The sequence below is a fragment of the Sphingobacterium sp. Lzh-3 genome (genome assembly GCF_046764375.1).
Lineage (GTDB): Bacteria > Bacteroidota > Bacteroidia > Sphingobacteriales > Sphingobacteriaceae > Sphingobacterium.
Genome location: NZ_CP177226.1, coordinates 6,070,460 through 6,093,321, shown reverse-complemented (window position 1 = coordinate 6,093,321; position 22,862 = coordinate 6,070,460). Strand labels below are relative to the sequence as shown.

Below are 22,862 nucleotides of genomic sequence, written 5' to 3'. Positions count from 1 at the left end.
TCGAATGATTATGCGTTTTTAACTAGAATGCTTTCTAATACGTTAGCAACATCCTCACATTTATCGGTTGCATCTTCCATTGCAGACAACACTTCTTTGTGTTTAATTAATGAAATTGCATCTTTTTCAAATTCAAAAAGGTCAGCTACAGCTTTATCGAAGATATAATCGGCTTTGTTTTCTACGCTATTGATGCGAACACATGAATCCGTAATATTCCGGATATTTTTCAAATCTCTAAGCTCATGAATAGCTTTTGATACATGTTCGGTAGCCTCAACCAATAAGTCCGCAATTTCAATCATGGGCTCAGTGGCCTTTTCAACCTTGTAAAGGTCCATTCTATTGGCGGCACCGTGTATAAAATCTGCGACATCGTCCAATGAACTTGCCAAAGAGTGTATATCTTCGCGGTCAAAAGGAGTGATAAAGTTCTTTCCCAGCTCCAAATGAATTTGATGCGTAATGTTGTCGCCTCTATGTTCCAAATCTTCCACTTTGCGTGTTAATTCCTTTTTCTTTTCAGGGTTGCTTGAGTTAACAATATCTTTTAACAACTTTGACATCTCGATCAAGTTGTTGCCGGCTTGTTCAAACAAAGGGAAGAATTTTTTATCCTTTGGAACGAAGTATTGAAAAATGCTATTTAAAGACATATCTTAAATTTATTTTTGCAAAAATAATACCTTAATGTTAAGTTAATGTTAACATTGATTTTGTTTAAACACAAAAGTGTCATCAATTGTTTAGTTTCCCGCCTGCACTTTTTGTAAAGTAAAGCCAAATGTTGTTCCAATGCCTTCTGTACTACGAACATTCACGTTCTGCTGATGTGCTTCGACAATATGCTTTACGATAGCCAGTCCCAACCCTGACCCGCCGATATCGCGCGATCGGCTCTTGTCAGTTCGAAAGAAACGCTCGAAGACTCGGCTGAGATTTTTTTCTTCAATACCATAACCATCATCTGTAATCTCGATAAGAACCTGTTCAAATAGCGGGAAAATCTTGATCTTCGTTGTTCCGCCTTCTTTTCCATATTTCAAGGAGTTGTCTATCAGGTTGTAAAGTACTTGATGGATTTTATTGCGGTCGGCTTTAACCCAATGTGGTGTGCCCGCTTTGGGTTTGAATTCTATTTTGATATTGTGCTGTTTCGCTTTGTCTTCCAAGGAATAGGTCGTGTCTTTTATGAGGTCGACAATATCGAATTTCTCTATATTCAGGACCATTTTCCCAGATTCCAATTTGGATATCTCATCAAGATCCTGAATCAGGTAATTTAATCGGTCTAGATTTCGGGCAGCCTTATCTAAGAAGTTCTTTGCCATTTCCATATCTTCTTCCATAAGGCCATCTTGCAAGGTCTCAATGTAACCTTGGGTGGCAAATAGCGGCGTTTTGAATTCATGGGAAATGTTGGAGAGGAACTCCCTGCGGAATTTTTCCTGAGATTTTAACTGCTCTATCTCGTTTTTTTTATCTTTTGCCCATGCTTTGACTTCGTTTTCAGCATCCGTAATCGGATCCTCACTGACATGTTCTCCGATAGCATCCTTAAGATCCTTGCCGAGTTTAAGGTTATGAATTAATTTATACATCGTATTGAGTCTACGATATATGTATTTTTCAAATAGATAGTTAAATAGAAGGAAACTCGTTACCACAGCAACAAAGAAAATGATCAATGCTGTCTGTAGGTCATGTTTATAATAAAAGCTGATCGTGGATATCGCAATACCGACAGCTGCGGAGTTTGCCAATAGTAATTGTCTAAAATTCATTTGCAGAATAAAAAAGGCCCCTGATTTGGAGCCTAAGTTACTTATAATGATATTAATAAATTGTTAAAATTTTCCGATAATCGTTTTTGCTCCAGTAACCTTATCACCAATGTTAACATTGATTTCAGTTCCTAAAGGAAGAAACAAATCTACGCGAGAACCGAATTTGATAAAACCAAACTCGTTACCTTGTACGACTTCATCTTTTTCTTTCACATACCATACAATACGGCGAGCTAAGGCTCCTGCAATCTGGCGGAAGAGAACCTCTCTCCCTGCTTTATCTTTGACAACGACTGTGGTGCGTTCGTTATCTGTGGATGATTTGGGATGCCAGGCCACTAAAAATTTCCCGGGATGATATTTAAAGAAAGTGACCAAACCACTGATTGGATTTCTGTTGACGTGTACGTTAACCGGGGACATAAAAATCGACACCTGGATACGTTTATCGTGGAAATACTCATTTTCTTCGGTTTCTTCGATAACCACAACTTTACCGTCAGCCGGGCAAAGGATTACGCCATCTTGAGCGGTAACCACTTTTTTAGGGCTTCTAAAAAACTGAACAACTGTAATGAATAAGAATGCTGATAACGCATAAATAAACCATTTGGCATATTGCGGAGCATCATAATAATCCGCAACGGCGTTGATAATGAAGATAAAAAGTACAGCGATTGCTAATGTGGTGTATCCTTCTTTATGAAATTTCATATCTATTTATTTCTGCAAAGATAGTTATTTACTCGAATTGTCTATTTGTCTTTCGATTTTAATTGAATGGGCATAAATTTTTCCATCATTTCCCTGGGTAAAACCTCCAGAAACTTTAATGAGGTCATCCTGTGGCTGATTCCCTTTGTACGTAGGGAAATAGAAGTCAATGCTTTTTGCAATCCGGCTCAAAATACCATCGAAAGATTCGTTGCCGGAATCCGAAACGAGCTTGAGAGTTTTTAGATTCGCTATTCCGGTTTTCTTTACTTCCACGAGATAAGAGAAATTGACTTGTTTGTTCACGTCGAGACCAGTTTTATTGAGGTTATCGTTGAAACGTTTTGCTAGGAAGGCATAAAAATTGGAATAATCATCGAAGCTACAGGACTTGCTATTAAACAATTCTGCACGAACAAAATAATCGTACGGTAAAATGCTCAGTGATATGAAATCCTCATTATTTAAATCTCCGTCCTCATCGTAAGTGGTCGTAAGCGTGCCATTTGTAAAACGTTGTGTCATGGCGTAAACCGGTTGCTGGCCGACATTGTAAAAATAAGTATTCCAGTTTCCCTGTGGCCTACCATTTTTTACTTTTCCTTTGCGTAGATAGAAATCAAAGCCGAATTCGGTAAAGCCTTCAAAAGGAATGGAGAAGTCATAATTACCTTCACCATCTATTACCTCTTGCTTACCTCTGTTGTCCCAGTAATCTTTGATGAAATAACCGTTTTCACTGTAGGTAATTGTTAGTAGTGGTTTGCCGTCCGGATAGTAATATTTCCAATCGCCGATAGGGAAATTATTTTGAAAATTTACTTCCCATTTTAATACACCATTTGGATGGTAGGCTTGGAATACCCCTTCTTTCTTACCGTCTTTGTAAGCGCCAACGAGTATTCTGCTCCCATTGGGAGCAAAGTCGCGAAACTCTCCATCAAAGACCTGTTTGCTAAAGTCAAACCTGCTAACACGCTCAATTGTTTTAAACTCACAGTCTTTTGAAACCAGATAATAATATTTGTCAAAATAAAAGCGAATCATTCCCTGATCTAGTTTTTCGTAGAATACAGGTTTATCTTCCTGTGCATAAAGATTTGTAAAACCACACACAGAAATAAATAATAATAAATGGACGAGTTTTCTAATCATAGTATTAATGCGCTTCAAGCCAATTTCTGCCTTCTCCAATTTCTATCACCAAAGGAACAGTTGTTTTTATTGCATTTGTCATTTTGTCCTGAATGATTTCCTTAAAGGCCTCAACCTCCTGTTTAGGAACATCAAAAACCAATTCATCATGAACCTGCATAATCATTTTTCCAGCAAAACCTTGTTGCTCAATTTCCTTTTGGATGGCGATCATGGCAAGTTTAATTAAATCTGCTGCTGACCCCTGGATCGGAGCATTGATGGCATTTCGTTCTGCAAAGCCACGAACCGTCATATTTGCCGAATTTATATCTCTAAGATAACGTCTCCGTTTTAGAATTGTTTCAACATACCCATTCTCTTTTGCAAATTCTAAAGCATCACTCATGTATTTTTTTATTCCTGTATATTGGTTAAAATACTCATTGATAATATCAGAGGCTTCTTTACGTGATATGCCGAGATTTTGAGAAAGACCAAATGCCGATTGGCCATAAATAATTCCGAAGTTAACAGCCTTCGCATTGCGGCGTTGTTCGGAAGTAACAGCATCAAAATCCACATTATATACTTTCGCCGCTGTTGCCCGATGGATATCATGGCCTTGACTAAATGCTTCCATCATATTTTGATCTCTACTTAGCTCGGCAATTAGGCGCAGTTCAATCTGTGAATAATCGGCTGATAGGATCACATTCTCTTCAGATCGTGGAATAAAAGCTTTTCTGACTTCTCTGCCTCTTTCGGTACGTATCGGGATATTTTGTAAATTCGGGTTGGTCGAACTGAGGCGGCCAGTTGCAGCAACAGCCTGATTATAAGATGTATGAATTAAGCCTGTTTCGGGATTTATTAATTCTGGCAGCGCATCAACATAGGTTGATTTGAGTTTTTGCATTTGCCTAAAGTTTAAGATATCTTGGACGATGTCTGATTTATGAGCGAGCGCCAATAATACATCTTCACCAGTTTTGTACTGTCCCGTTTTGGTTTTTTTCGCTTTAGGATCCAGCTGGAGTTTGTCAAATAAAACTTCTCCCAGTTGTTTTGGTGAGGCGATATTGAAGTTTACACCTGCTTTTTCAAAGATAGAGGCTTCGAGATTTTTTATATCCTGTTCCAATGTTTTTGAAAATTCACCAAGTGCAGGAACATCTATTTTTACACCGTTTCGCTCAATTTCTGCAAGTATATAAACTAAGGGGAATTCCACCTCCTGAGCGAGCAACATGGTGTTGGTCTCGACAAGAAGAGGTTGAAATATATTTTTTAGTTGTAGGGTAATGTCGGCATCTTCAGCAGCATATTCTTTTATTTTGTCGATTTCGACGTCGCGCATATTACCTTGCTTTTTTCCCTTTTCACCGATAAGTTCGGTGATGGATACGGGGCTATAATTCAGGTAATTTTCTGCAAGTACATCCATGCCGTGGCGGGTATCTGGATCAATCAGATAATGTGCAAGCATGGTGTCAAAAAGGCTACCTTGTACCTTTACACCATAACGTGCTAATAACAAAATATCATATTTGATGTTTTGTCCTATTTTCTCAATGTTTGGGTTTTCTAAAGCTGTCTTGAAAATATCGACTATGGCCTGAGCACGCTCACGGTCTGCAGGTGTTGGGACATAATATGCTTTTGCGTTTTCAAAAGAAAATGATAATCCCACAATGTCGGCAAGGTTTGCATCCAAGCCTGTTGTTTCTGTATCGAAGCAGAAACTATTTAAGGAAGCTAGCTTTTGGGCAAGCTCCGTCTGTTTTTCTGTTGTGTCGGCTAGGATATAATCGTGTGCTGTATTGTGGATGTTGTTGATTGCCGCATTTTCGACGCTATTTTCAGTAACAATTTCGGTCGTGGTGATTGTCGTTGTTGTTGTTGAAAATAGATCCATTTGTCCAGTGGTGGGAATGCTCTTGTCAAGAACAGAGAAATCTTCCCCAAAAACACGTTTTCCAAGCGTTCTAAATTCGAGCTCTGCAAAAAGGGGTTCTAGAAGGTCCTTATTAGGCTCTTCGAGTTCAAGTGATTTTTCATCCAAGTCAATTGGTACGTCCAATAAAATAGTCGCCAGTTTTTTAGAGATAAGTCCTTGTTCGGCGAAATTTTCTACGTTTTCGCGCATTTTTCCTTTTAGCTGATCAGCATTGGCGATAATACCTTCGACAGATCCATATTCCTGAACGAGTTTTTTTGCGGTTTTTTCACCGATACCGGGGATGCCGGGGATGTTATCGACAGCATCGCCCCAAAGCCCTAATATATCAATCACTTGACAAACATCGGAAACTTCCCATTTTTCGAGAATTTCTTTCACCCCCTGCACTTCAGCTCCATTGCCCATACGCGCGGGTTTATAGATAAAAATGTTTTCAGACACAAGTTGTCCAAAATCTTTATCCGGCGTCATGCAGTAAACTGTAAAGTTTTGTTTTTCAGCTTTCTTAGCCAGTGTTCCGATAATGTCATCGGCTTCATAGCCATCCATGGTAATGATGGGGATATTGAATCCTTCGATTAAACGATTGATATAAGGAATGGAGGCAGAAAGATCCTCCGGCATTTGCTCGCGATGCGCTTTATAAGCTTCAAATTCAATATGTCGAGCGGTAGGAGCTGCTGTGTCGAACACTACTGCTATGTGAGAAGGTTGTTGATTTTTCAATACGTCCAAAAGCGTATTGGTAAACCCCATGATTGCTCCTGTATTTAACCCTGTTGAGGTAATTCGGGGAGTTTTGCTCAACGCAAAATAAGCTCTATATATAAGAGCCATTCCATCTAGAAGAAATAGTTTTTTCACAAAATTGAATTTTAGTCTCTATTACAAAGGTAAGAAATTCATTAAAGGGTAAGTTTAATAAATTTTTCCGATTTTTGCAGCATGACACATTTAATGCAACAGGAGTTATGAGAGGATTGGTAACGAAATCCACGGGTAGTTGGTATCAAGTTTTGGGCGAAGATAATCAAAGATACGATTGTCGGATCAAAGGGAAATTTCGTACCAAAGGAATAAAAACAACAAATCCTGTTGCTGTGGGAGACTGGGTCCATTTTGACGTGGAGCCGGATCAGGAGAGTGCCGTCATTTATGAATTGGAGCCTCGCCGAAACTATATTATCCGTAAATCGGTCAATCTCTCCAAGCAAACTCAGATTATAGGAGCAAATTTAGATCAGGCATTTTTAGTGGTGACTTTGGCCTCGCCACCGACTTCTTTAGGATTTATCGATCGTTTTTTAGTGACCACAGAAGCATACGGTATTCCGGCAATAATTATATTCAATAAATTAGATTTATTTAGTGATGAAGGATTAGAAATCTTGGCAGATTATAAATCGATCTATGAAAGTATTGGATACCCCTGTTTCGAGGTTTCTGCATTAACAGGAAAAAATATAGACGTGGTTAAGCAATTACTTAAAGATAAAATAACTCTGGTCTCAGGCCATTCAGGAGTAGGGAAGTCAACCCTGATCAATGCGATTGTTCCTGCATATGGACTAAAGACCGGTGAGATATCAGATTGGTCCGACAAGGGAAAGCATACAACCACTTTTGCTGAAATGTTCGATCTGCCCTTCGGAGGCAAGCTGATTGACACACCTGGCATTCGTGAGTTGGGTATTGTTGACATAGAGAAGCAAGAACTGTCCCATTTTTTTCCGGAGATGCGTGCCATGATGAACCAATGTCGATTTAACAATTGCAGACATATCAATGAGCCTGGCTGTGTGATCATGGAGGCTGTGGAAGATGGGCGGATTGAAAGTTCGCGGTACGACAGCTACCTCAGTATGTATCACAATGAAGATAGTAGAGCATAATAAATATAAAAGGCTTCCCATGTAAAGGAAGCCTTTTAAGTGGAGGTGATTGAATCCTGGTATAAACCTCTAGCGTATCGCTTCTGTTAAATTTAAAAAATCGCGGAGATAGGTACACTCCCGCGAAGCGATTGTAAAGAAAGGCGTATCCTTATATTGTGTGCTCAATTCTTTGAAGTATTTATTTTGCATCGAAAAACGATAGAAAGGATTCTTTAATGGCGAGTCATAGTATTGCCAACGCGATTCATTGGTATAGACAAAATCTTTCTGTTCGCATTTGGCAAGCATAAAGGTACATTTCGCTTTGAACTCTTTGTCTGTGCTCAGCGAACGCGCTTTGCTGTACCATTCTTTTGCTGATTTTGTCTGTAGATAATTTCGTTGCCAGTGAAGTGTCGAAGCTGCGTGGTTGTCTGTGGACGACCAGTCATAGGACACCAGCGACCAAGCATTTCCATAGGTACTTGTTTGGTAGATTCCTGTTGCCATTTGGAAATAATACTCGGCTTTTTTCTGATTGTTCTTTTCCGTTTTTAGGGCACTTTCCAAGCGCGCCATGCGTTCAGCATATTTTAGCTTAGTGGTGGACTCTTTACCATATTTTTTGGGGTAATCATTTATAGTAACAATAAATGGATTCGGTGTTATATTGCTTTCATCCGCATCGTACCAATTTTTAATTTCTTTTATTTTGTGATCCTTAGGAAGTCCCGCTAAAGTTTTTGCTGCTTTTTGGAAATCCAGTTCACGCAGGTAGGTTGTACCCAGTAATTCTGTGAGATAATCTTTATTGAAATGTTTGATATCTTTCAATAAGAATTTAGATAGAGTATTCTGTTGAGAATTGTCCGACAGTAAATTTCTTATTTTTAACAGCGTTTTAGGTGTAAGGCTATTTTCCCAAAAATGCATTGTTGACCATTGCATATTATCTTCCAGCGAGTCTTTTACAAAGCCATAGTTGTAAAAAGCATCTGCCTTTACAGCAGCTAAGCTAGCCATGGCCGTATCTTGTGTATTCAAATAGTGCTTTACAACGAGATTTTGTAAAATGTTTCGACAGATTAGACTATAGTTGCTGTATTCAAAAGCATTATAACCCCAGCTTTGCTTCCTGGTATCCTCTTTGCCGTCAAGTTTGGCCTTTTCTTCCAACCATGATAAGGTTTTGGCCAACTTAACCTCATCCAGTTGCTTACTGTTTTGCCAGTCAGTTAATTGCGTAAGCAGTCGGGTAATCTGAAGTTGGTCAATTAATTGGGGACTTAGGTCGGCCTCTTTTATTTCAGAAAGGTAGCCCTTTGCCAATGTATTTTCCTTATTTATCCAGCTTAGGTAGGCAGCGGTAATAAGCCCCAATTGAGGTTGCACATATTTTTTATCGCGATAAAGCTGCAAGGCGAACGTGCGAACAGAATCCAGGTATTGTTTGACGGTGCCTTTGTCCTCGTTTCTCGAATAATAGTTATAGCTATCACTGTTGAGGTAAAAAGACTCGTTCATTTCCGCTTCAATTTTATTGACCTCACGACCTAGTAATACTGCGTTTACGGTATTTGCTGGATCAAGCTGATAACAATCGCTTAGATATTTCAGCGCATGACCACTGTTGCCAAAACCTATGATTGCATTGATATTGAATTTATCGGCATCATTTTTAGCGTACTGAAAAATCTCGGCGTCACTTGCAGTGATATAATGAAAATTGGAGTAAGCTAGGATACGTCGTTCGGGGCTGGCGGTAAAGAGTTTCGAAAAGAGGTATGCAGCTTTTGCTCCATCACCATTCTTTCGGACAGCACCGGCATAATTGGAAAGTGCCCAATTAAGGATCGCATCATTCCCTTTTACATTCTGCAGATACTTTTCATAGATTGCGATACTTTTGGCGTACTCCTGCCCAAATAGGTATAGACGGGCAGCCTGATAAGCGTAGCGGATATATAAGAAGCTGTTCTTTGGATATTTGGCAATCTGTTGTTCGGCAAGTTCGGCAAATTGTGAAATTTCTTTAAAATTTCGTGTATCAGGATCCCAGTAGTTATGCTGAATATTGGTAATAGGTTCCTGTTTTTTTGTGAACATAAAATAAGCCCGCTCGGCCTCATGTTTTCCATCAATCAATGTATTCAGAAAGGTGTTTCCACGAACGGAATCGGGCAAGTTTCCCCAAGCAGATTTTTGTTGATTGCTCGCTAAATTGGCTGTTTCAGCATTGCTGTTGTACATCAATTGTTCGACATCTTTAACTTTTACAGCTGATCCAAGATGCTTAACCCAAGCCTCCGCATTAATCAGGCTTTCTTTGATAGGCTCTTCATCGGTATAGAGAAATTGATAGGGTATAAATTGAAAGGCCGAAAATCCCTTGTCTTCCAAATTCGGCAAATAATAGGTTGTTTGATTGTCGTATGGGTCTATTTCTGGACCGCAGGCGATATTGGTTGCTATCTCTCCAAAGAAGAAAGCAAGTGTTGTGCTAGAAAGCAGCAATAATTTTTTGTAATTCGGCATTGCCATGGTTTGCTAGTGTGGCTTGATCTAAATGATAAAAAATAATCCGATGTTCTTTTCCTTTCAGTTCTCCCTTCAAAAATTTTGCCGTTTGTAAAAGATCTTCCTGATTTACGGACTCAAAACGGATAACATCGTCCTTTTTAAGGTTGGCTTTGGGAAGATCTCTTGTTAAAATATAGAGATTTGTGTTAGGGTTATGTGTGAATAGGGCGCTGTCTTTGATATCTTCTTCATTGATATGTTTTGAAATACCGATGTAATTATTGTTTCTAAAAACGACAAACCATTGAAATAAGGGCAGGGCAATATCCATCTCCATAGGATAGTTGCGGAGTGTTCCGCTGAGGTACGTTTTGAGGTCCTGTTGGTTTAAAATGGAATTCTGTGTTCCAAATTGCCTCAGATTTCCCATGTTATAACACATCAACATCGCCTTCTTTACAGGAGGGATTCCACTTGTGACGATATTCTTAACCTGATGCAATCTTAAGGTTGAACTGACTAGGATGTCTTTTAGTGCCGGTAATTCCTGTAAGTAAGTGAGTAAATAAAAGAATTTGTCTCGCGAAGTTTTTGTCCAATCGCAGTCCAATTGAAGTTCCGTGAAATTTTCTTTTCCTGCCTGTTGTATTTTGGCTGTAACAAATGGTACAATTTTATTGGCCAATCCACGAATCTGTAGGCTGTCCATTTCTGCAAAAACACGCTGATTGACAAACACAACGGGGATTAACTGTTGCTCTTTTGGTACAGGTTGTGTAAATGTAACAGGACTAATAGGGACGGCCTGTACGCCGGATGGATCGAAATCAATATCCATTATTCGCACATACAGAGATTTTGTATTGATTTCTTTTAAAGCACGACTTTCTACTGTATCCAACTGGAATACTGTCTTCCAAAAGTAGAAGCCTGTTTCATGCTTTGTTTTATTGCAGGAGCCTAAAAAAAGTAGAGATAGTGGTATAAGAATTAAAAATAGTTGTGTTTTACGCAGCATATTCGCTTTATTTAGTCGTAATTCAAACAAAATGGGTTTAATTTTGTTTGTTATTCAATAAAATAAAGACGAAATTACAAAGAGATTGTGACTTTATGAAGCCTATTTTCAAATGGATTCTTGGTATTATAGCATTTATCCTGTTAGCATTGGCTGGCGGGATATGGTATTTTAGTAATAAATGGAAGCCATTGTTGGACACCAAAATCAAACAGCTGGTATCACAGGCAACAGATGGTCTGTATTCGATTCACTACGATGATATTCACGTTAATTTAATTCTTGGAAATGTAACAATAGATAATTTACATCTGATTCCAGATAGCACAGTTTATAAAAAATTAGCACAGGCCAGAAAAGCACCGGACAATCGCTTTGAAATTGGGGTTAATAAGCTAAAGATAAAAAGCTTCGGGATTCGAAGAGTCCTGATGGATAAGGAACTTTTTTTACATGATATCACGGTTGAAACCCCAACCATTCATATCATCAATGAGGTACATAGTTATAACGATACGGTGAGTCGTGGACCTAAAAAGCCCTTGTATGAGAAGATCAAAGACAATCTTAAAAAAATCCAGGTACGCGCTGTTAACCTCAATGATATTGATTTCAAATATACGCAGGTTCAAAAAGGCGTTTATCAAGATTTCGAGATCAAAAAAGTTAAGGTAAGGATAGATGATGTTTTGATTGATTCGACCTCAGAACAGGACCGGCAACGATTCTATCATAGTAAAATGGTTGATATTGAAGTTCCTGGTTTTACGTATAAAACTCCGGATGGATTTTATAAAGTGAACTTCGATCAGTTGAAAATTAATAGTAAAAGCCGCAACGTTCTGTTGACGAAAGTCGCTTATCAGCCAACATTGAATAAAGCTGCCTATTATCGGAAAAAGGGTGAAGGCGGAAGTTATATGGTGTTAAAAATGGATACCCTTCTCCTGACAGGGTTCAATTTCGCAGAACTTTCCCGCGATAAAAAAATATATGCACAAAACGCGCGTCTAAAAAATGGGACACTTTCAATCTATAGTGATAAGCATTATAAGAGTGCGCCCAGCAGCCAAATTGGAAATGCTCCGCATATGAAGTTGATGAAAATGTCAACCCGGATGGGGATTGATTCGTTGATTTTGGATAATATCGGCATTTCGTATTCAGAAATGAGCGATGAATATAGCCAGATTGGAACGATTACGTTCGACCATACTTATGGGACAATATTGAACGTTACGAATGACTCCACAAAGCTGCAAAAACAGAAGCTGATGCGGGCAAATTTGAGCAGCAATTTTATGAATGCGGGAAAGCTATCGACCAACTTCGTCTTTGACATGACTTCCAAAGTTGGGGCATACACGTATAAAGGGACGCTTGGGAAAATGGATTTGACTGTTGTCAATAAGATGATTCGCCCATTGTTGAATGTCGAAGTCAAATCGGGAAATCTCAGTCAGATCAGCTTTGATATATGGGCCAATGATTATCGCAGCAAAGGAACCTTCAAAATGGACTATGATGACCTTAAGGTCAATATGCTCACAGAGCCCGGCGAAGATGGGCGGCGCGAAAAGAAGGGACTGCTTTCCTTTATGATTAATCAGGTCTTATTTAATCCAGGTAATCCCGATTTATATGGTAAATATACGGTAGGGCATATTAATAAGCATCGAGATCCCAATCATCCATTTTTTAAAGCGTTGTGGCAGACCCTGTTGGTTGGAATTAAACAATGTGTGGGGCTTGGTCCAGAACGTGAAGCTAAATTGATGAATACAGCAGGAAAGGTTGAAAAGGTCGTTAGTGGTGTAAGTAAGGCTAAGAAAATGATTTCAAGTATATTTAAAAAGCATAAAACTCCCGAAGAGTTATTGAAGGAAGAAAAAGAAGACGAGGCCAAAGAGGCGGCAAAGATTGAGGAAAAAAGAAAACGCGACCGAGAGAAGGCTGAAAAGGAACTTGAAAAAGAAGGGCCGGGTAATTGATCATCGGTTTCACGTGGAAAGGTTCCCGAAGAGATACATTTGGCATGGTTTGAAGGATATTTATAGCGAGGTATTGTAATCCTATTTTCACGACGAGAAAAGAAGGATTATAGTGCTGGTTTGTTAATCAGTTTTTAGCGCGCTATGAAATGCATAAAAGATGAATTTGCATTTATTGGCAGATTTATCTTAGTTTGAGGTATCATGATAGAGTCGATTTTAAGTTTTATCCGATTTGTTTTCAAATATAAAAATGGTCTTGTGGACAAGATCATGTTCTATGTGAGCATGATTTGTGCTGCAATAGTCATCTTTAATGTGGGGTATGTCACAGATCCAAGTCTGGGCGAGATGCTGGGCAAAACCATTCATTATCTTTTTTTTGTGCTCTTTTTCATGATTGCTCTACGCGAATCGTCCTCTATTTATGCGCTTCGGAAAATTGCTGTGGAGCATTATTCGGGATTAGTTATTCTTTCTTATTTCATATTTGTTCTAGTCGCACGTTTTGCTGGTTTAGACGCCCTAGCTGTGTTTTCCAGAGAACAGTGGATTTATTTGGGAATCTATTTAATTTTCATTGCCGAACTGTCCAAAAGCACACTTTTCTTTGACAATTTTTATTTTAATCCAACCATATTATTTATCATCAGCTTCTTGGTGCTTATCTTAATTGGAACAGTACTGCTCATGCTGCCGCGGACAACGGTAGAGGCACCATTGAGCTTTGTTGATGCATTATTTATGGCAACAAGTGCTGTTTGTATCACAGGCTTGTCTGTTGCCGATATTTCAACCAATTTTAGCATGTTCGGACAAACCGTGGTCATTGTTTTGATACAGGTTGGCGGATTGGGTATTATGACATTTACAGGTTTTTTTGGCTATTTTTTCTCTGGCGGATTTTCTTTTAAGAATCAATTGATGTTTGGTGAAATTCTTGGTGAAAATAAAGTAGCCTCTGTCATTAAAACTCTATTGACGATGATATTTATTACGCTGCTGTTTGAATTTTTGGGAGCTATACTGATCTTTAGTACCTTAGAAAGTGCTAATTTCCCAAATTTAGGGAGCATGGTTTTCTTTTCGATCTTTCATTCTATTTCTTCATTCTGTAATGCTGGATTTTCGATCTTATCTGGGGGTATTACCAATGAAGCCTATAAATTCAATTACCCATTCCAGCTGGCGTTATCTTCGCTTTTCATTCTTGGTGGTTTGGGTTTTGGAATTGTATTGAATTTCTACACCTATATTAAAGAATCCATATTGCTTTACTATCACCGATGGATCACAAAGAAAAACTATAAGCATAAAGCATGGAGCTTTAGCTTTAATTCTAAATTGGTGCTGGCTTGTAATGCGATTATTATTGTAGGTGCAACATTGTTTTTCTACTTTTTGGAGCGGGGGAACACTCTTTCGCTTGAAAGAGGAATCGATGGAGAATGGGCAACTTCCTTCTTTATGGCCAATGCAGCGCGTTCGGCAGGTTACAATAGTGTCGATTTGAGTTTTGTCGGGCCACCAACAGTTTTTTTGATTATGATTCTGATGTGGGTCGGGGCTTCTCCCGGATCTACTGGTGGGGGTGTTAAGGTAACTACCGTTGCTGTTTCGCTGTTGAATATTGTTTCTCTAGCTAAGGGAAAAGAATATATTGAGATTTTTAAAAGGAGGATAGCCGGCGAATCTGTTAACAAGGCTTTTGCGATTATTTTGTTGTCGCTATTCGTCGTTGGGTTCAGTTTTTTTGTGCTCATTTTTACAGATCCCGATAAGAGTATGAAAGCACTCCTCTTTGAATCACTATCAGCCTATACAACATGTGGATTAAGTTTGGGGATTACACCATCACTCAGTATGGGCGGAAAATTGATTATTGCCCTAACGATGCTGGTTGGGCGTGTGGGTATGCTGACTCTGCTGGTCGCTTTTATTAAAAATACAACACGGAGAAATATTGTATTTCCAGAAGAAAAGATCTTGTTTTAGGTAGATCGACAAGCGTATTGACTAACTTTTGATGAAATTATCGGAGTAAGATGAGCAGGTAGATAAAAAGAGAGCTTGGAAATAACACTAAATTTATTTTAGTTTGAGATATGAAGTATATTGTTTTAGGATTGGGGCATTTTGGACGTTCTTTAGGAATACATCTTACTGAGCTCGGACATGAAGTGATTGGGGCAGACCGAAATCTCAGCATCGTTGAACAGCTAAAGGACAAGATAACGCATACGGTATGCCTAGACACAACCGACCGAGAGGCGGTTTCTTCATTACCGCTGAAAGATGCCCATGCTGTCATTGTTGCTATTGGAGAAGATGAAGGAGCTTCACTCATGACAGTGGCGCTCTTAAAACAGTTGAAAGTCAAACGGATCATTGGGCGCATCGTTTCAGATTTACAAAAAACTGTTCTGGAGGCAATGGAAATCAACGAGTATATCATGCCCGAAGAAGAAGCTGCCGAACGGCTGGCCATGCGCTTGGACAATATTGATATTGTCGATTCGTTTAAGGTTTCGGATAAATATTCCATTGTGGAGACTAAAGTGCCCGTTCGTTATGTAGGCATGACATTACGTGAAGCGAACCTGACCAATTTATACAAGGTTATCGTGTTGACAACCGTGAAGATCACGGAAACGAAAAAGGACGGTGTGACCAAAGAACAAAAGGAAGCTTCTGGAATTGCTGCCTCGGAAACGATTATGGAAGAAGGCGATATTTTGGTTGTTTTTGGAGAATTATCCAATATTAATAAGTTAATTCAAAAAGGAGAATAAATTATGTTATTGACAACAACAGGTACTATTGAGGGGCATCAAATAGAACGTTATTTGGGGATAGTCTCTTCCGAAGTGGTTCTGGGAGCGAACGCAATCAAGGATATGATGGCGGGTTTTCGTGATTTTTTTGGCGGAAGATCCAATTCTTATGAACGTGCATTCCAGGAAACCCGTGAAGCAGCGCTACGCGAACTTGAAGACCGCGCCCGCGCATTGGGGGCTGATGCTGTCGTTGGCGTCCGACTGGACTTTCAAACGGTAGGAACAGGGGGCATGATGATGGTAGGCGCAACGGGAACGGCCGTAAAAATGAGATCTTAATTACTTAAAGCCCTAAATAACATAGGGCTTTTTTAGTGCTTAAAAGACGTGACATGGATCGATCGGATTGAATACCTTTTATAAACTTTCCGCTAACAGCAATCTGAGCGATAATTATAATTGTATATAAAAACAAATTTATCTAAGTTTGGCTTTTAAGACTTTTAAACAACCTAAGAGGATAAATGAAATCATCGGAATTTATCAAAATCGTGTGTAATGCGTGCATAAATACAGCAAAAAACCAGCTGTGAATGAACAATATAGCGTGAGTTGAATAAATGAGATAGCTTCATCACCTTTAAATGACAAATTTATACGGATGAAAAATTGGTTTAAGGCGAATTCGGCACATTTGATTGTTATAGCGATATTCATTGTGCTCGTGTTTTTTTATTTTACCCCTGTTTGGCAAGGAAAAACGCTTGCGCAGTCGGATGTGGTACAGGCGCAGGCAGCACAGAAGGAATTATTTGATTTTAAGGCAAAGGATGGCAAAGCCCCTTTATGGACCAACTCCATGTTTGGTGGAATGCCGACTTATCAAATTTGGCAGGAAAATGAGAATAACATTGGTACCTATTTCTTAAAAGCGGTTAAATTTGCTTTTCCGAGCCCAATGGATACGGTGCTATTTTATTTGCTGGGGGCTTATTTTCTTTTCAGTGTCTTACGGATCAAACCCTGGCTTGCTGCGGTAGGTGCAATCGCCTTCGCTTTTACCTCGTATAATTTTATCTATATTGAGGCTGGGCACATTACCCGGGCAAATGCAATTGCATTTATTCCACCTGTTATTGCTGCGGTCATTATGTGTTATCGGGGAAGTAAATTGTGGGGGCCTGTGTTATTAGCCTTGTTCCTTTCGCTGGAAATTCGCGTCAATCACTTGCAGACAACTTATTACCTGTTGATAGTCCTGATGGTATACGTGATTTTCACTTTCGTAGATGCATTTAAACAAAAACAATTAAAAGGTTTTTTTATTGCATCGGGTAGGCAGATTATCGCAGTGGTCATCGCTTTGATGGTAAATGCATCAATTTTATTACCAACTTGGGAATATAGTAAATTAAGTACACGTGGACATGCTAATATCACCAAGGTCGATAACGCCAATACCAAAGAGAAAGGACTAGATAAAGAATATGCTTACGAATGGAGCCAGGGGATTGGTGAGACTATTACCTTTTTGATCCCCAATGCTTATGGCGGCTCAACTGGCGGACAATTGGACGAAAAATCACATGTCGCTAAATTCCTAATGGAACGAGGCGGGGCGTCGGAGATTCAAGCTGGTCAGATGGCACAAGGCATGCCAACCTATTGGGGCGACAAACGTTTCACTTCGGGACCATGGTATTTTGGGGCCGGAGTTTTCTTCCTATTTGTTTTAGGCCTTGTTATTGTCAAGGACCGCTTCAAGTGGTGGATTTTGGCAACAACCATTTTAGCATTACTTTTGTCATTTGGAAAAAACTTTACACTTGTATCGGATCTGTTCTTCGACTATTTCCCAATGTACAATAAGTTTAGGGCTGTTGAATCCATTCTTGTTTTGGTTTCCATTACAGTACCTATGATGGCAATTTTGGCTGTCAACGAGCTTTTGACACGTGCTAAGGAGATACCAAACTTAGATAAAAAAGTGCTGTATACCTTTATTGGTGTCGGCGGCGTCTGTCTGCTTATTGGTGTGATGCCCGATCTATTTTTAAACTTCGGAAATGAGGCCCATGGCAATTTGATAGAAATGTTAGAGCGTAACGTAGGCGACAAGGCCTTTGCGACGGAGTTGGCAAATCAATTGGTTTTGGATCGTAAAGATATTGCAAGTAAAGATGCTTATCGTTCTTTTTTCATTGTCCTCTTAACTTTCGGATTCGTTTGGGTCTTTTTAAAGAAAAAATTGAGTGAGGGTGTACTACTGGGGGCTTTATTGGTCTTGTTCCTGATTGACTTATGGAGCATCGATAAACGCTCCCTGAATGATAAATCTTTTATGGAAAAAGGAGCTACTGCGCAGCAAGTATTCCAACAACGTGAAGTGGATCAATTGATCTTAATGGATAAAGATCCGAGTTATCGCGTGCTGGACCTGACGTCAGATCCATTTTCAGATGCCCGTCCGTCCTATTTCCACAAATCTCTAGGTGGATACCATGCTGCAAAATTAATGCGATTCCAGGAAATTTTGGAAAATCAATTTAATGGTGCGCTCAATGAAGATGTGCTGGATATGTTTAATGTGCGTTATCTGATTACAACAGATCCTCAAAATCAATCACAACGTATTGTGCGGAGAAGTACCGCGGCAGGAAATGCCTGGTTTGTGGATCGGGTAAGTTTTGTGAAAGGAAATGCCGAGGAGATGCAGGCTATCAGTTCGTTTGATCCGCATAAAGAAGCTTTTGTCAACCAGCAATATCAAAATGAAGTAAAAGCGAAGACTTCGAATGCGTCGACAACAGGCGAGATTAAACTGACATCATACCACCCGGATAAAATGCAATATGAATATACAGCGGCTAATGATGCCTTTGCGGTATTTTCTGAAGTGTTTTATGATAAAGGTTGGACAGCTTATGTGGATGGAAAGGAAACGCCGATCATTCGTGCCGACTATATCCTAAGAGCATTACAGTTGCCTGCAGGTACACATAAGGTAGAATTTATCTTCGATCCTGAATCGCACAAAATGGGTAATCTATTGACTTTGATCTCCTCTATCATCCTCGTCGCAGGATTGGGAGCCGCTATATATTTCTCGTTTAAAAGAAATAAAAAAGAAACAGCGGCTTAAAGCTGTTTCTTTTCGAAGCATTTTAGAGCTTTAGAATAATTTGAGCTGCGGATCGGTTATTCTAAAGCTCTTTCTATGATGCGGAGTGGAACCGTGTGCCAATACGGCTGTTCGGTGCTTAACTGTCGGATACCCTTTGTTGTTGAGCCAGTCGTAGTCGGGATAATCCAAGGCGATGTTGTCCATGTATTCATCCCGGTAAGTTTTAGCCAGAATCGAAGCTGCGGCAATCGATAGATATTTCCCATCGCCCTTGATGATACATGTATGTGGTATTTGCTGATATGGAATAAACTTATTCCCATCAACAATAATGTACTCGGCTTTGGTCTTTAAGAGATCAAGTGCTTTGTGCATCGCCAGGTAGCTCGCATTGTGAATATTTATGCGATCTATTTCTTCTGCTGAAACGCTCGCAACGGCATAAGCAAGGGCTTCGCGCTCAATGATGGGGCGTAAAGCCATCCTCTTTTTTTCACTAAGTTGTTTGGAGTCATTAAGAAGTTCGTGATGATAGTCTGTCGGGAAAATCACTGCCGCAGCGAAAACCGGGCCTGCAAGACAACCCCTTCCGGCTTCGTCACAGCCGGCCTCTATCCACTGCTCCTGATAATATGATAATAGCATGTTCAGTTCTTTAAAATAGCCGAAAATACAAATAAATTTAGAGTTATCTATTGTAACTTCTGTGTGAATATCGCCTGTTTACATTAATTAACACTAATAATGTCTTCTTTTGTAAAGATTTAGAGCGCTAGACTATTAAACGGTGGGAATAATCTCCATTAACAAAATAAAAGTTTGTTCTTGTCTAGGCCATATTGTTTCAAATTAAACTTGAGCAATAGTTTTAGAGTCAAAGATTTATCAATTATAGAAATATAAAAATACGTATTATGAGAGGCTTTATGCTTTTTTTGTTTAGTATGTTGATGGGATGGACCGTTTACGGCCAGACGAAGAGCGTACAGGGAATGTTGAAGGACGACAAGAATCGAATTGTTGCTGGGGCAACGGTGAAATTAACGTCAAAATTGGATTCTATGACGACAGGATCCAATATGGCCGGAATCTTTATCTTTGATAAGGTCAAGGCCGATACCTTTAAAATTACGGTTTCAAACCTTGGATTCGAACGTTTTGAGCAGGAATTTAGTATCCCCAAAGGCGAATCAAAACACATTATTCCAAGTTTGACTTTGCAACAGAATTCGCAGATGCTGCAGGAAGTCGTTGTTGATGGTGTGCCTACGGTGGTTGTCAAAAGTGATACCCTCGAATATACGATGAAAGATCTGAAGTTGCGTGATGGGGCAGTTGCCGAGGACGCTTTGAAAAAATTACAAGGGGTCGAAGTCGATAAAGACGGTAATGTAACGGCACAAGGGGAGTCTGTCAAGCGAGTTCGTATAAATGGAAAGGATTTCTTTGGTGGGGATGTCAAGACAGCAACACAGAATCTACCGGCAAATATTATCCAAAAAATGCAGGTGATTGATGATTATGGCGATATGGCCAATGTCACTGGCAATAAAACGGGTGATTCAGAAAAAGTATTAAATATTCAGATTGATCCAAAATACAATACAGGACACATGACTACCCTACGGGCTGGCGTGGGAACCGAAGATCGCTACCAGGCTACAGGGATGTGGATGGGAATGCGCGAAGGCGAACAGATTTCTGTATTGGGAAATTTAAACAATACCAATGCGCCTTTATTTGATTTTAGTACTGTAGGTGGCGGTGCGCGTCGTGGCCAAGGTGGCGGCGGTCGCCGTGGCGGCGGTATGTTTGGCGGTTCGGACGGTTTGACAAAAATTGGTTCCATAGGACTGAATTATCGCAAAGACTTTAGTGATAAACTGACCGTTTATGGTAGCTATAGTTTTAGCCATAGCAACAATACAACACTATCCCAACGTTTTCAGGAAAATACATTACCTAATATTATGCAGACGGACAGTGTGACATCCAATTCGAACACGGTTGGCGATAGCCATCGTTTTGAGGCAAATGTCGAATGGAAGCCTACAACAAAAGATTATATCAAAATTTCGCCCCAGTTTGGTTACGACAATAGTGATGTAACGACAGGAACCAATTCAATCACTTACCGCAGTGGAGTATTTAATAATTCACAAGTCCAAGATATTGTTGCAAATTCCTCCGCACCGAGATTTGGAATTAGTGGATTGTACAACCATAAGTTCAATGATAAAGGGCGGAATGTTTTTGTCAATATGAACTTCAACAATGCAAAAACAACGAAAGATCAAAATGCAATTTTAGACAGATTATTGGCAGATCCCAACAATGCAAATACTCCTTTAGATTCGATTTATGAAAAAACGATTCTAGAAGCAAATAATAAAAGTTGGAATGGTGGGGCTTCGGTGAATTATACCGAACCGGTTTCTGAAAAGGGAAAAGTGGAATTTACCTATGATTTCAACAAAAACAAGTATGACAATTCGAACAAACAACAAGGATTTGATCGCGATGGAAACCTTATAGCAGAAGATCCGAAGTTGAATTTTGATTACAATTATGATTACTCCTTTACGACACATAAGATAGGTGCAAACTATTTGTATAGCGGCGATAAAATAACCTATTCCATTGGGGCAGCGGCCCAGCCTTCTCAATTGAGAGGCGATGCGATCAGTTCGGGATTAGTGGTTCCAATTCATCGGAACAACATGAACTGGATGCCTATTGCCCGGTTTGAGTATAAGTTCTCCCGACAATCGAATATTTCCGTCAATTATTCGGGAACACCTAACGAGCCTTCGGTAACCCAGATCCTGCCCTTTGATATGAGTACAAACCGGACCAGTATTGTGATCGGTAATGCAAACTTGAATCCAGAGTTCAGCCATCAATTGAATATACGGTTCCGTAAGAATGATTTCCAAAAGGGAAACAATTTTTTTGCGTTCGTTAATGCCGGTTTGACTAACAACAAGATTGTGAGCTTGAGCAAAAGCTATTTTGATGATTTAATGGATTATCAAACAGGACAGACAAACTCAACCCTAGTTTCTGAAACACGTTACTTAAATGAAACAAGTGATAAACCTTTTAATGTGAATTCTTTTTACCACTATGGAAAATCATTGAAAGAAAAAACATATAATATTATGTTGATGGGGGGGATATCCTACAGCAAAACTATGGGTTATATATCTACTGACAAGGACGATAACATCGGCCAAAAGAACGTAGCACGAAATATCGTGCTGAATCAAGGTTTGATGTTTAGATATAACCCTTCGGAAAACCTAGAAATTAATCCAGGAGTACGTTATCAATTTAATCATACGGAGAACTCATTGACTAATCGTAATACGAATGTTTCGTCCTGGACACCGACCTTAATTGGATCGGTCAATATTACAAAAACAACCATTTTCGGAGCAGATTTATCCAAACAATTCAATAATGGTTATGGTGCCGGCATTAATGCAAATCCTTTTGTCATAAATACCTACCTCGAGCAGAAGTTCTTGAGTCAACAACGTGGTACTGTACGTTTACAGGCGTTTGATTTATTAAACCAGCAAACGAATGTTTCCAGAACATTCAATGAATCTATGATTACAGATAGCCGTACCAACCGTTTGGGACGATATTTTATGATTTTGTTTACCTATAAATTCCAGAAATTTGCGATGGGAAATCCAGAAGGAGAGAACAGATTTCCGGGCGGAATGAGACCTCCGCGTATGTAATCTGGTTTAGATAGCTATAAAAACGGTCATAGTGATTTCGCTATGACCGTTTTGCATTTAAAAATGCCTAGTTTTGTGACGGCTTCATGTGTCCTACGATTTGAAGATTGAGCAGAGTGGTGAAAAATGTAAGATTTTATATTTTTTGTTTTAGGGGAGATCGTCAGGATTAATGGGCGCACAAAAATAGATAAACTAAAAGAAGCTA

At 39.4% G+C, this 22,862-nt stretch carries 15 protein-coding genes; 7 read left to right on the top strand and 8 right to left on the bottom strand.

The window, feature by feature from the left end; genetic code table 11:
• Positions 1-8 precede the first annotated feature (8 nt).
• From ACLCDV_RS25470 to polA, 5 genes are all read right to left on the bottom strand, one after another.
• Entirely contained in the window at positions 9-656 is a 648-nt protein-coding gene (locus ACLCDV_RS25470; RefSeq protein ID WP_046671637.1) for a DUF47 domain-containing protein, read from the bottom strand.
• A 90-nt stretch (positions 657-746) separates the two neighbouring features.
• On the bottom strand, positions 747-1,784 hold the full coding sequence (locus ACLCDV_RS25465) for a sensor histidine kinase (protein ID WP_333577408.1): 1,038 nt from the start codon (positions 1,782-1,784) through the stop codon (positions 747-749).
• Positions 1,785-1,847: 63 nt separating this feature from the next.
• Entirely contained in the window at positions 1,848-2,501 is a 654-nt protein-coding gene (locus tag ACLCDV_RS25460) for a phosphatidylserine decarboxylase family protein (protein WP_333577407.1), read from the bottom strand.
• Positions 2,502-2,525: 24 nt separating this feature from the next.
• Positions 2,526-3,656 carry a toxin-antitoxin system YwqK family antitoxin gene (locus ACLCDV_RS25455; protein WP_411972539.1) on the bottom strand — a complete coding sequence of 377 codons (1,131 nt, stop codon included), beginning with the start codon at positions 3,654-3,656 and terminating at the stop codon, positions 2,526-2,528.
• 4 nt (positions 3,657-3,660) lie between these two features.
• Complete coding sequence (polA, locus tag ACLCDV_RS25450) at positions 3,661-6,462, bottom strand: DNA polymerase I (RefSeq protein WP_411972538.1); 2,802 nt, start codon at positions 6,460-6,462, stop codon at positions 3,661-3,663.
• 107 nt (positions 6,463-6,569) lie between these two features.
• Between polA and rsgA the strand changes: the two genes are divergently transcribed.
• Positions 6,570-7,490, top strand: coding sequence for a ribosome small subunit-dependent GTPase A (gene rsgA, locus ACLCDV_RS25445; RefSeq protein ID WP_411972537.1), 921 nt, complete (start codon positions 6,570-6,572; stop codon positions 7,488-7,490).
• A gap of 69 nt (positions 7,491-7,559) precedes the next feature.
• Here rsgA and ACLCDV_RS25440 read toward each other — a convergent pair whose 3' ends face one another.
• Positions 7,560-10,013 (bottom strand): hypothetical protein, encoded by a 2,454-nt coding sequence (locus ACLCDV_RS25440; RefSeq protein WP_411972536.1) that lies wholly within the window; start codon positions 10,011-10,013, stop codon positions 7,560-7,562.
• A complete protein-coding gene (locus ACLCDV_RS25435; protein WP_411972535.1) occupies positions 9,973-11,010 on the bottom strand; it encodes a hypothetical protein in 1,038 nt (345 codons plus the stop codon). The genes ACLCDV_RS25440 and ACLCDV_RS25435 overlap by 41 nt, the downstream gene beginning before the upstream one ends.
• A gap of 95 nt (positions 11,011-11,105) precedes the next feature.
• Between ACLCDV_RS25435 and ACLCDV_RS25430 the strand changes: the two genes are divergently transcribed.
• The 5 genes from ACLCDV_RS25430 to ACLCDV_RS25410 all read left to right on the top strand — a co-directional run bounded on the left by ACLCDV_RS25430 (position 11,106) and on the right by ACLCDV_RS25410 (position 18,920).
• Entirely contained in the window at positions 11,106-13,001 is a 1,896-nt protein-coding gene (locus ACLCDV_RS25430) for a hypothetical protein (protein ID WP_333577397.1), read from the top strand.
• A 204-nt stretch (positions 13,002-13,205) separates the two neighbouring features.
• On the top strand, positions 13,206-14,996 hold the full coding sequence (locus ACLCDV_RS25425; RefSeq protein WP_411972534.1) for a TrkH family potassium uptake protein: 1,791 nt from the start codon (positions 13,206-13,208) through the stop codon (positions 14,994-14,996).
• A 110-nt stretch (positions 14,997-15,106) separates the two neighbouring features.
• A complete protein-coding gene (locus tag ACLCDV_RS25420) occupies positions 15,107-15,793 on the top strand; it encodes a TrkA family potassium uptake protein (RefSeq protein ID WP_333627256.1) in 687 nt (228 codons plus the stop codon).
• A gap of 3 nt (positions 15,794-15,796) precedes the next feature.
• The gene (locus ACLCDV_RS25415) at positions 15,797-16,117 is read left to right on the top strand and encodes a YbjQ family protein (RefSeq protein WP_046673052.1); all 321 of its coding nucleotides are present in this window, start codon (positions 15,797-15,799) and stop codon (positions 16,115-16,117) included.
• Between the two features lie 322 nt (positions 16,118-16,439).
• Positions 16,440-18,920: a YfhO family protein gene (locus tag ACLCDV_RS25410; RefSeq protein ID WP_411972533.1), complete on the top strand. Its 2,481-nt coding sequence runs from the start codon at positions 16,440-16,442 to the stop codon at positions 18,918-18,920.
• A 30-nt stretch (positions 18,921-18,950) separates the two neighbouring features.
• On the opposite strand, the gene ACLCDV_RS25405 is transcribed toward ACLCDV_RS25410, so the two are convergent.
• Positions 18,951-19,547 (bottom strand): ribonuclease HII, encoded by a 597-nt coding sequence (locus ACLCDV_RS25405; RefSeq protein WP_075990330.1) that lies wholly within the window; start codon positions 19,545-19,547, stop codon positions 18,951-18,953.
• 269 nt (positions 19,548-19,816) lie between these two features.
• On the opposite strand from ACLCDV_RS25405, the gene ACLCDV_RS25400 reads away from it, so the two are divergent.
• Positions 19,817-22,654 carry an outer membrane beta-barrel protein gene (locus ACLCDV_RS25400; protein ID WP_411972532.1) on the top strand — a complete coding sequence of 946 codons (2,838 nt, stop codon included), beginning with the start codon at positions 19,817-19,819 and terminating at the stop codon, positions 22,652-22,654.
• Positions 22,655-22,862 lie beyond the last annotated feature (208 nt).

What these genes read in the sequence shown, in the direction of transcription:
- ACLCDV_RS25410 (WP_411972533.1), top strand. Translation starts at nt 16,440, where the DNA reads ATGAAAAATTGGTTTAAGGCGAATTCGGCACATTTGATTGTTATAGCG.
- ACLCDV_RS25415 (WP_046673052.1), top strand. Translation starts at nt 15,797, where the DNA reads ATGTTATTGACAACAACAGGTACTATTGAGGGGCATCAAATAGAACGT.
- ACLCDV_RS25435 (WP_411972535.1), bottom strand. Translation starts at nt 11,010, where the DNA reads ATGCTGCGTAAAACACAACTATTTTTAATTCTTATACCACTATCTCTA.
- ACLCDV_RS25400 (WP_411972532.1), top strand. Translation starts at nt 19,817, where the DNA reads ATGAGAGGCTTTATGCTTTTTTTGTTTAGTATGTTGATGGGATGGACC.
- ACLCDV_RS25405 (WP_075990330.1), bottom strand. Translation starts at nt 19,547, where the DNA reads ATGCTATTATCATATTATCAGGAGCAGTGGATAGAGGCCGGCTGTGAC.
- ACLCDV_RS25420 (WP_333627256.1), top strand. Translation starts at nt 15,107, where the DNA reads ATGAAGTATATTGTTTTAGGATTGGGGCATTTTGGACGTTCTTTAGGA.
- ACLCDV_RS25470 (WP_046671637.1), bottom strand. Translation starts at nt 656, where the DNA reads ATGTCTTTAAATAGCATTTTTCAATACTTCGTTCCAAAGGATAAAAAA.
- rsgA (WP_411972537.1), top strand. Translation starts at nt 6,570, where the DNA reads ATGAGAGGATTGGTAACGAAATCCACGGGTAGTTGGTATCAAGTTTTG.
- ACLCDV_RS25460 (WP_333577407.1), bottom strand. Translation starts at nt 2,501, where the DNA reads ATGAAATTTCATAAAGAAGGATACACCACATTAGCAATCGCTGTACTT.
- ACLCDV_RS25430 (WP_333577397.1), top strand. Translation starts at nt 11,106, where the DNA reads ATGAAGCCTATTTTCAAATGGATTCTTGGTATTATAGCATTTATCCTG.
- ACLCDV_RS25425 (WP_411972534.1), top strand. Translation starts at nt 13,206, where the DNA reads ATGATAGAGTCGATTTTAAGTTTTATCCGATTTGTTTTCAAATATAAA.
- ACLCDV_RS25440 (WP_411972536.1), bottom strand. Translation starts at nt 10,013, where the DNA reads ATGGCAATGCCGAATTACAAAAAATTATTGCTGCTTTCTAGCACAACA.
- ACLCDV_RS25455 (WP_411972539.1), bottom strand. Translation starts at nt 3,656, where the DNA reads ATGATTAGAAAACTCGTCCATTTATTATTATTTATTTCTGTGTGTGGT.
- ACLCDV_RS25465 (WP_333577408.1), bottom strand. Translation starts at nt 1,784, where the DNA reads ATGAATTTTAGACAATTACTATTGGCAAACTCCGCAGCTGTCGGTATT.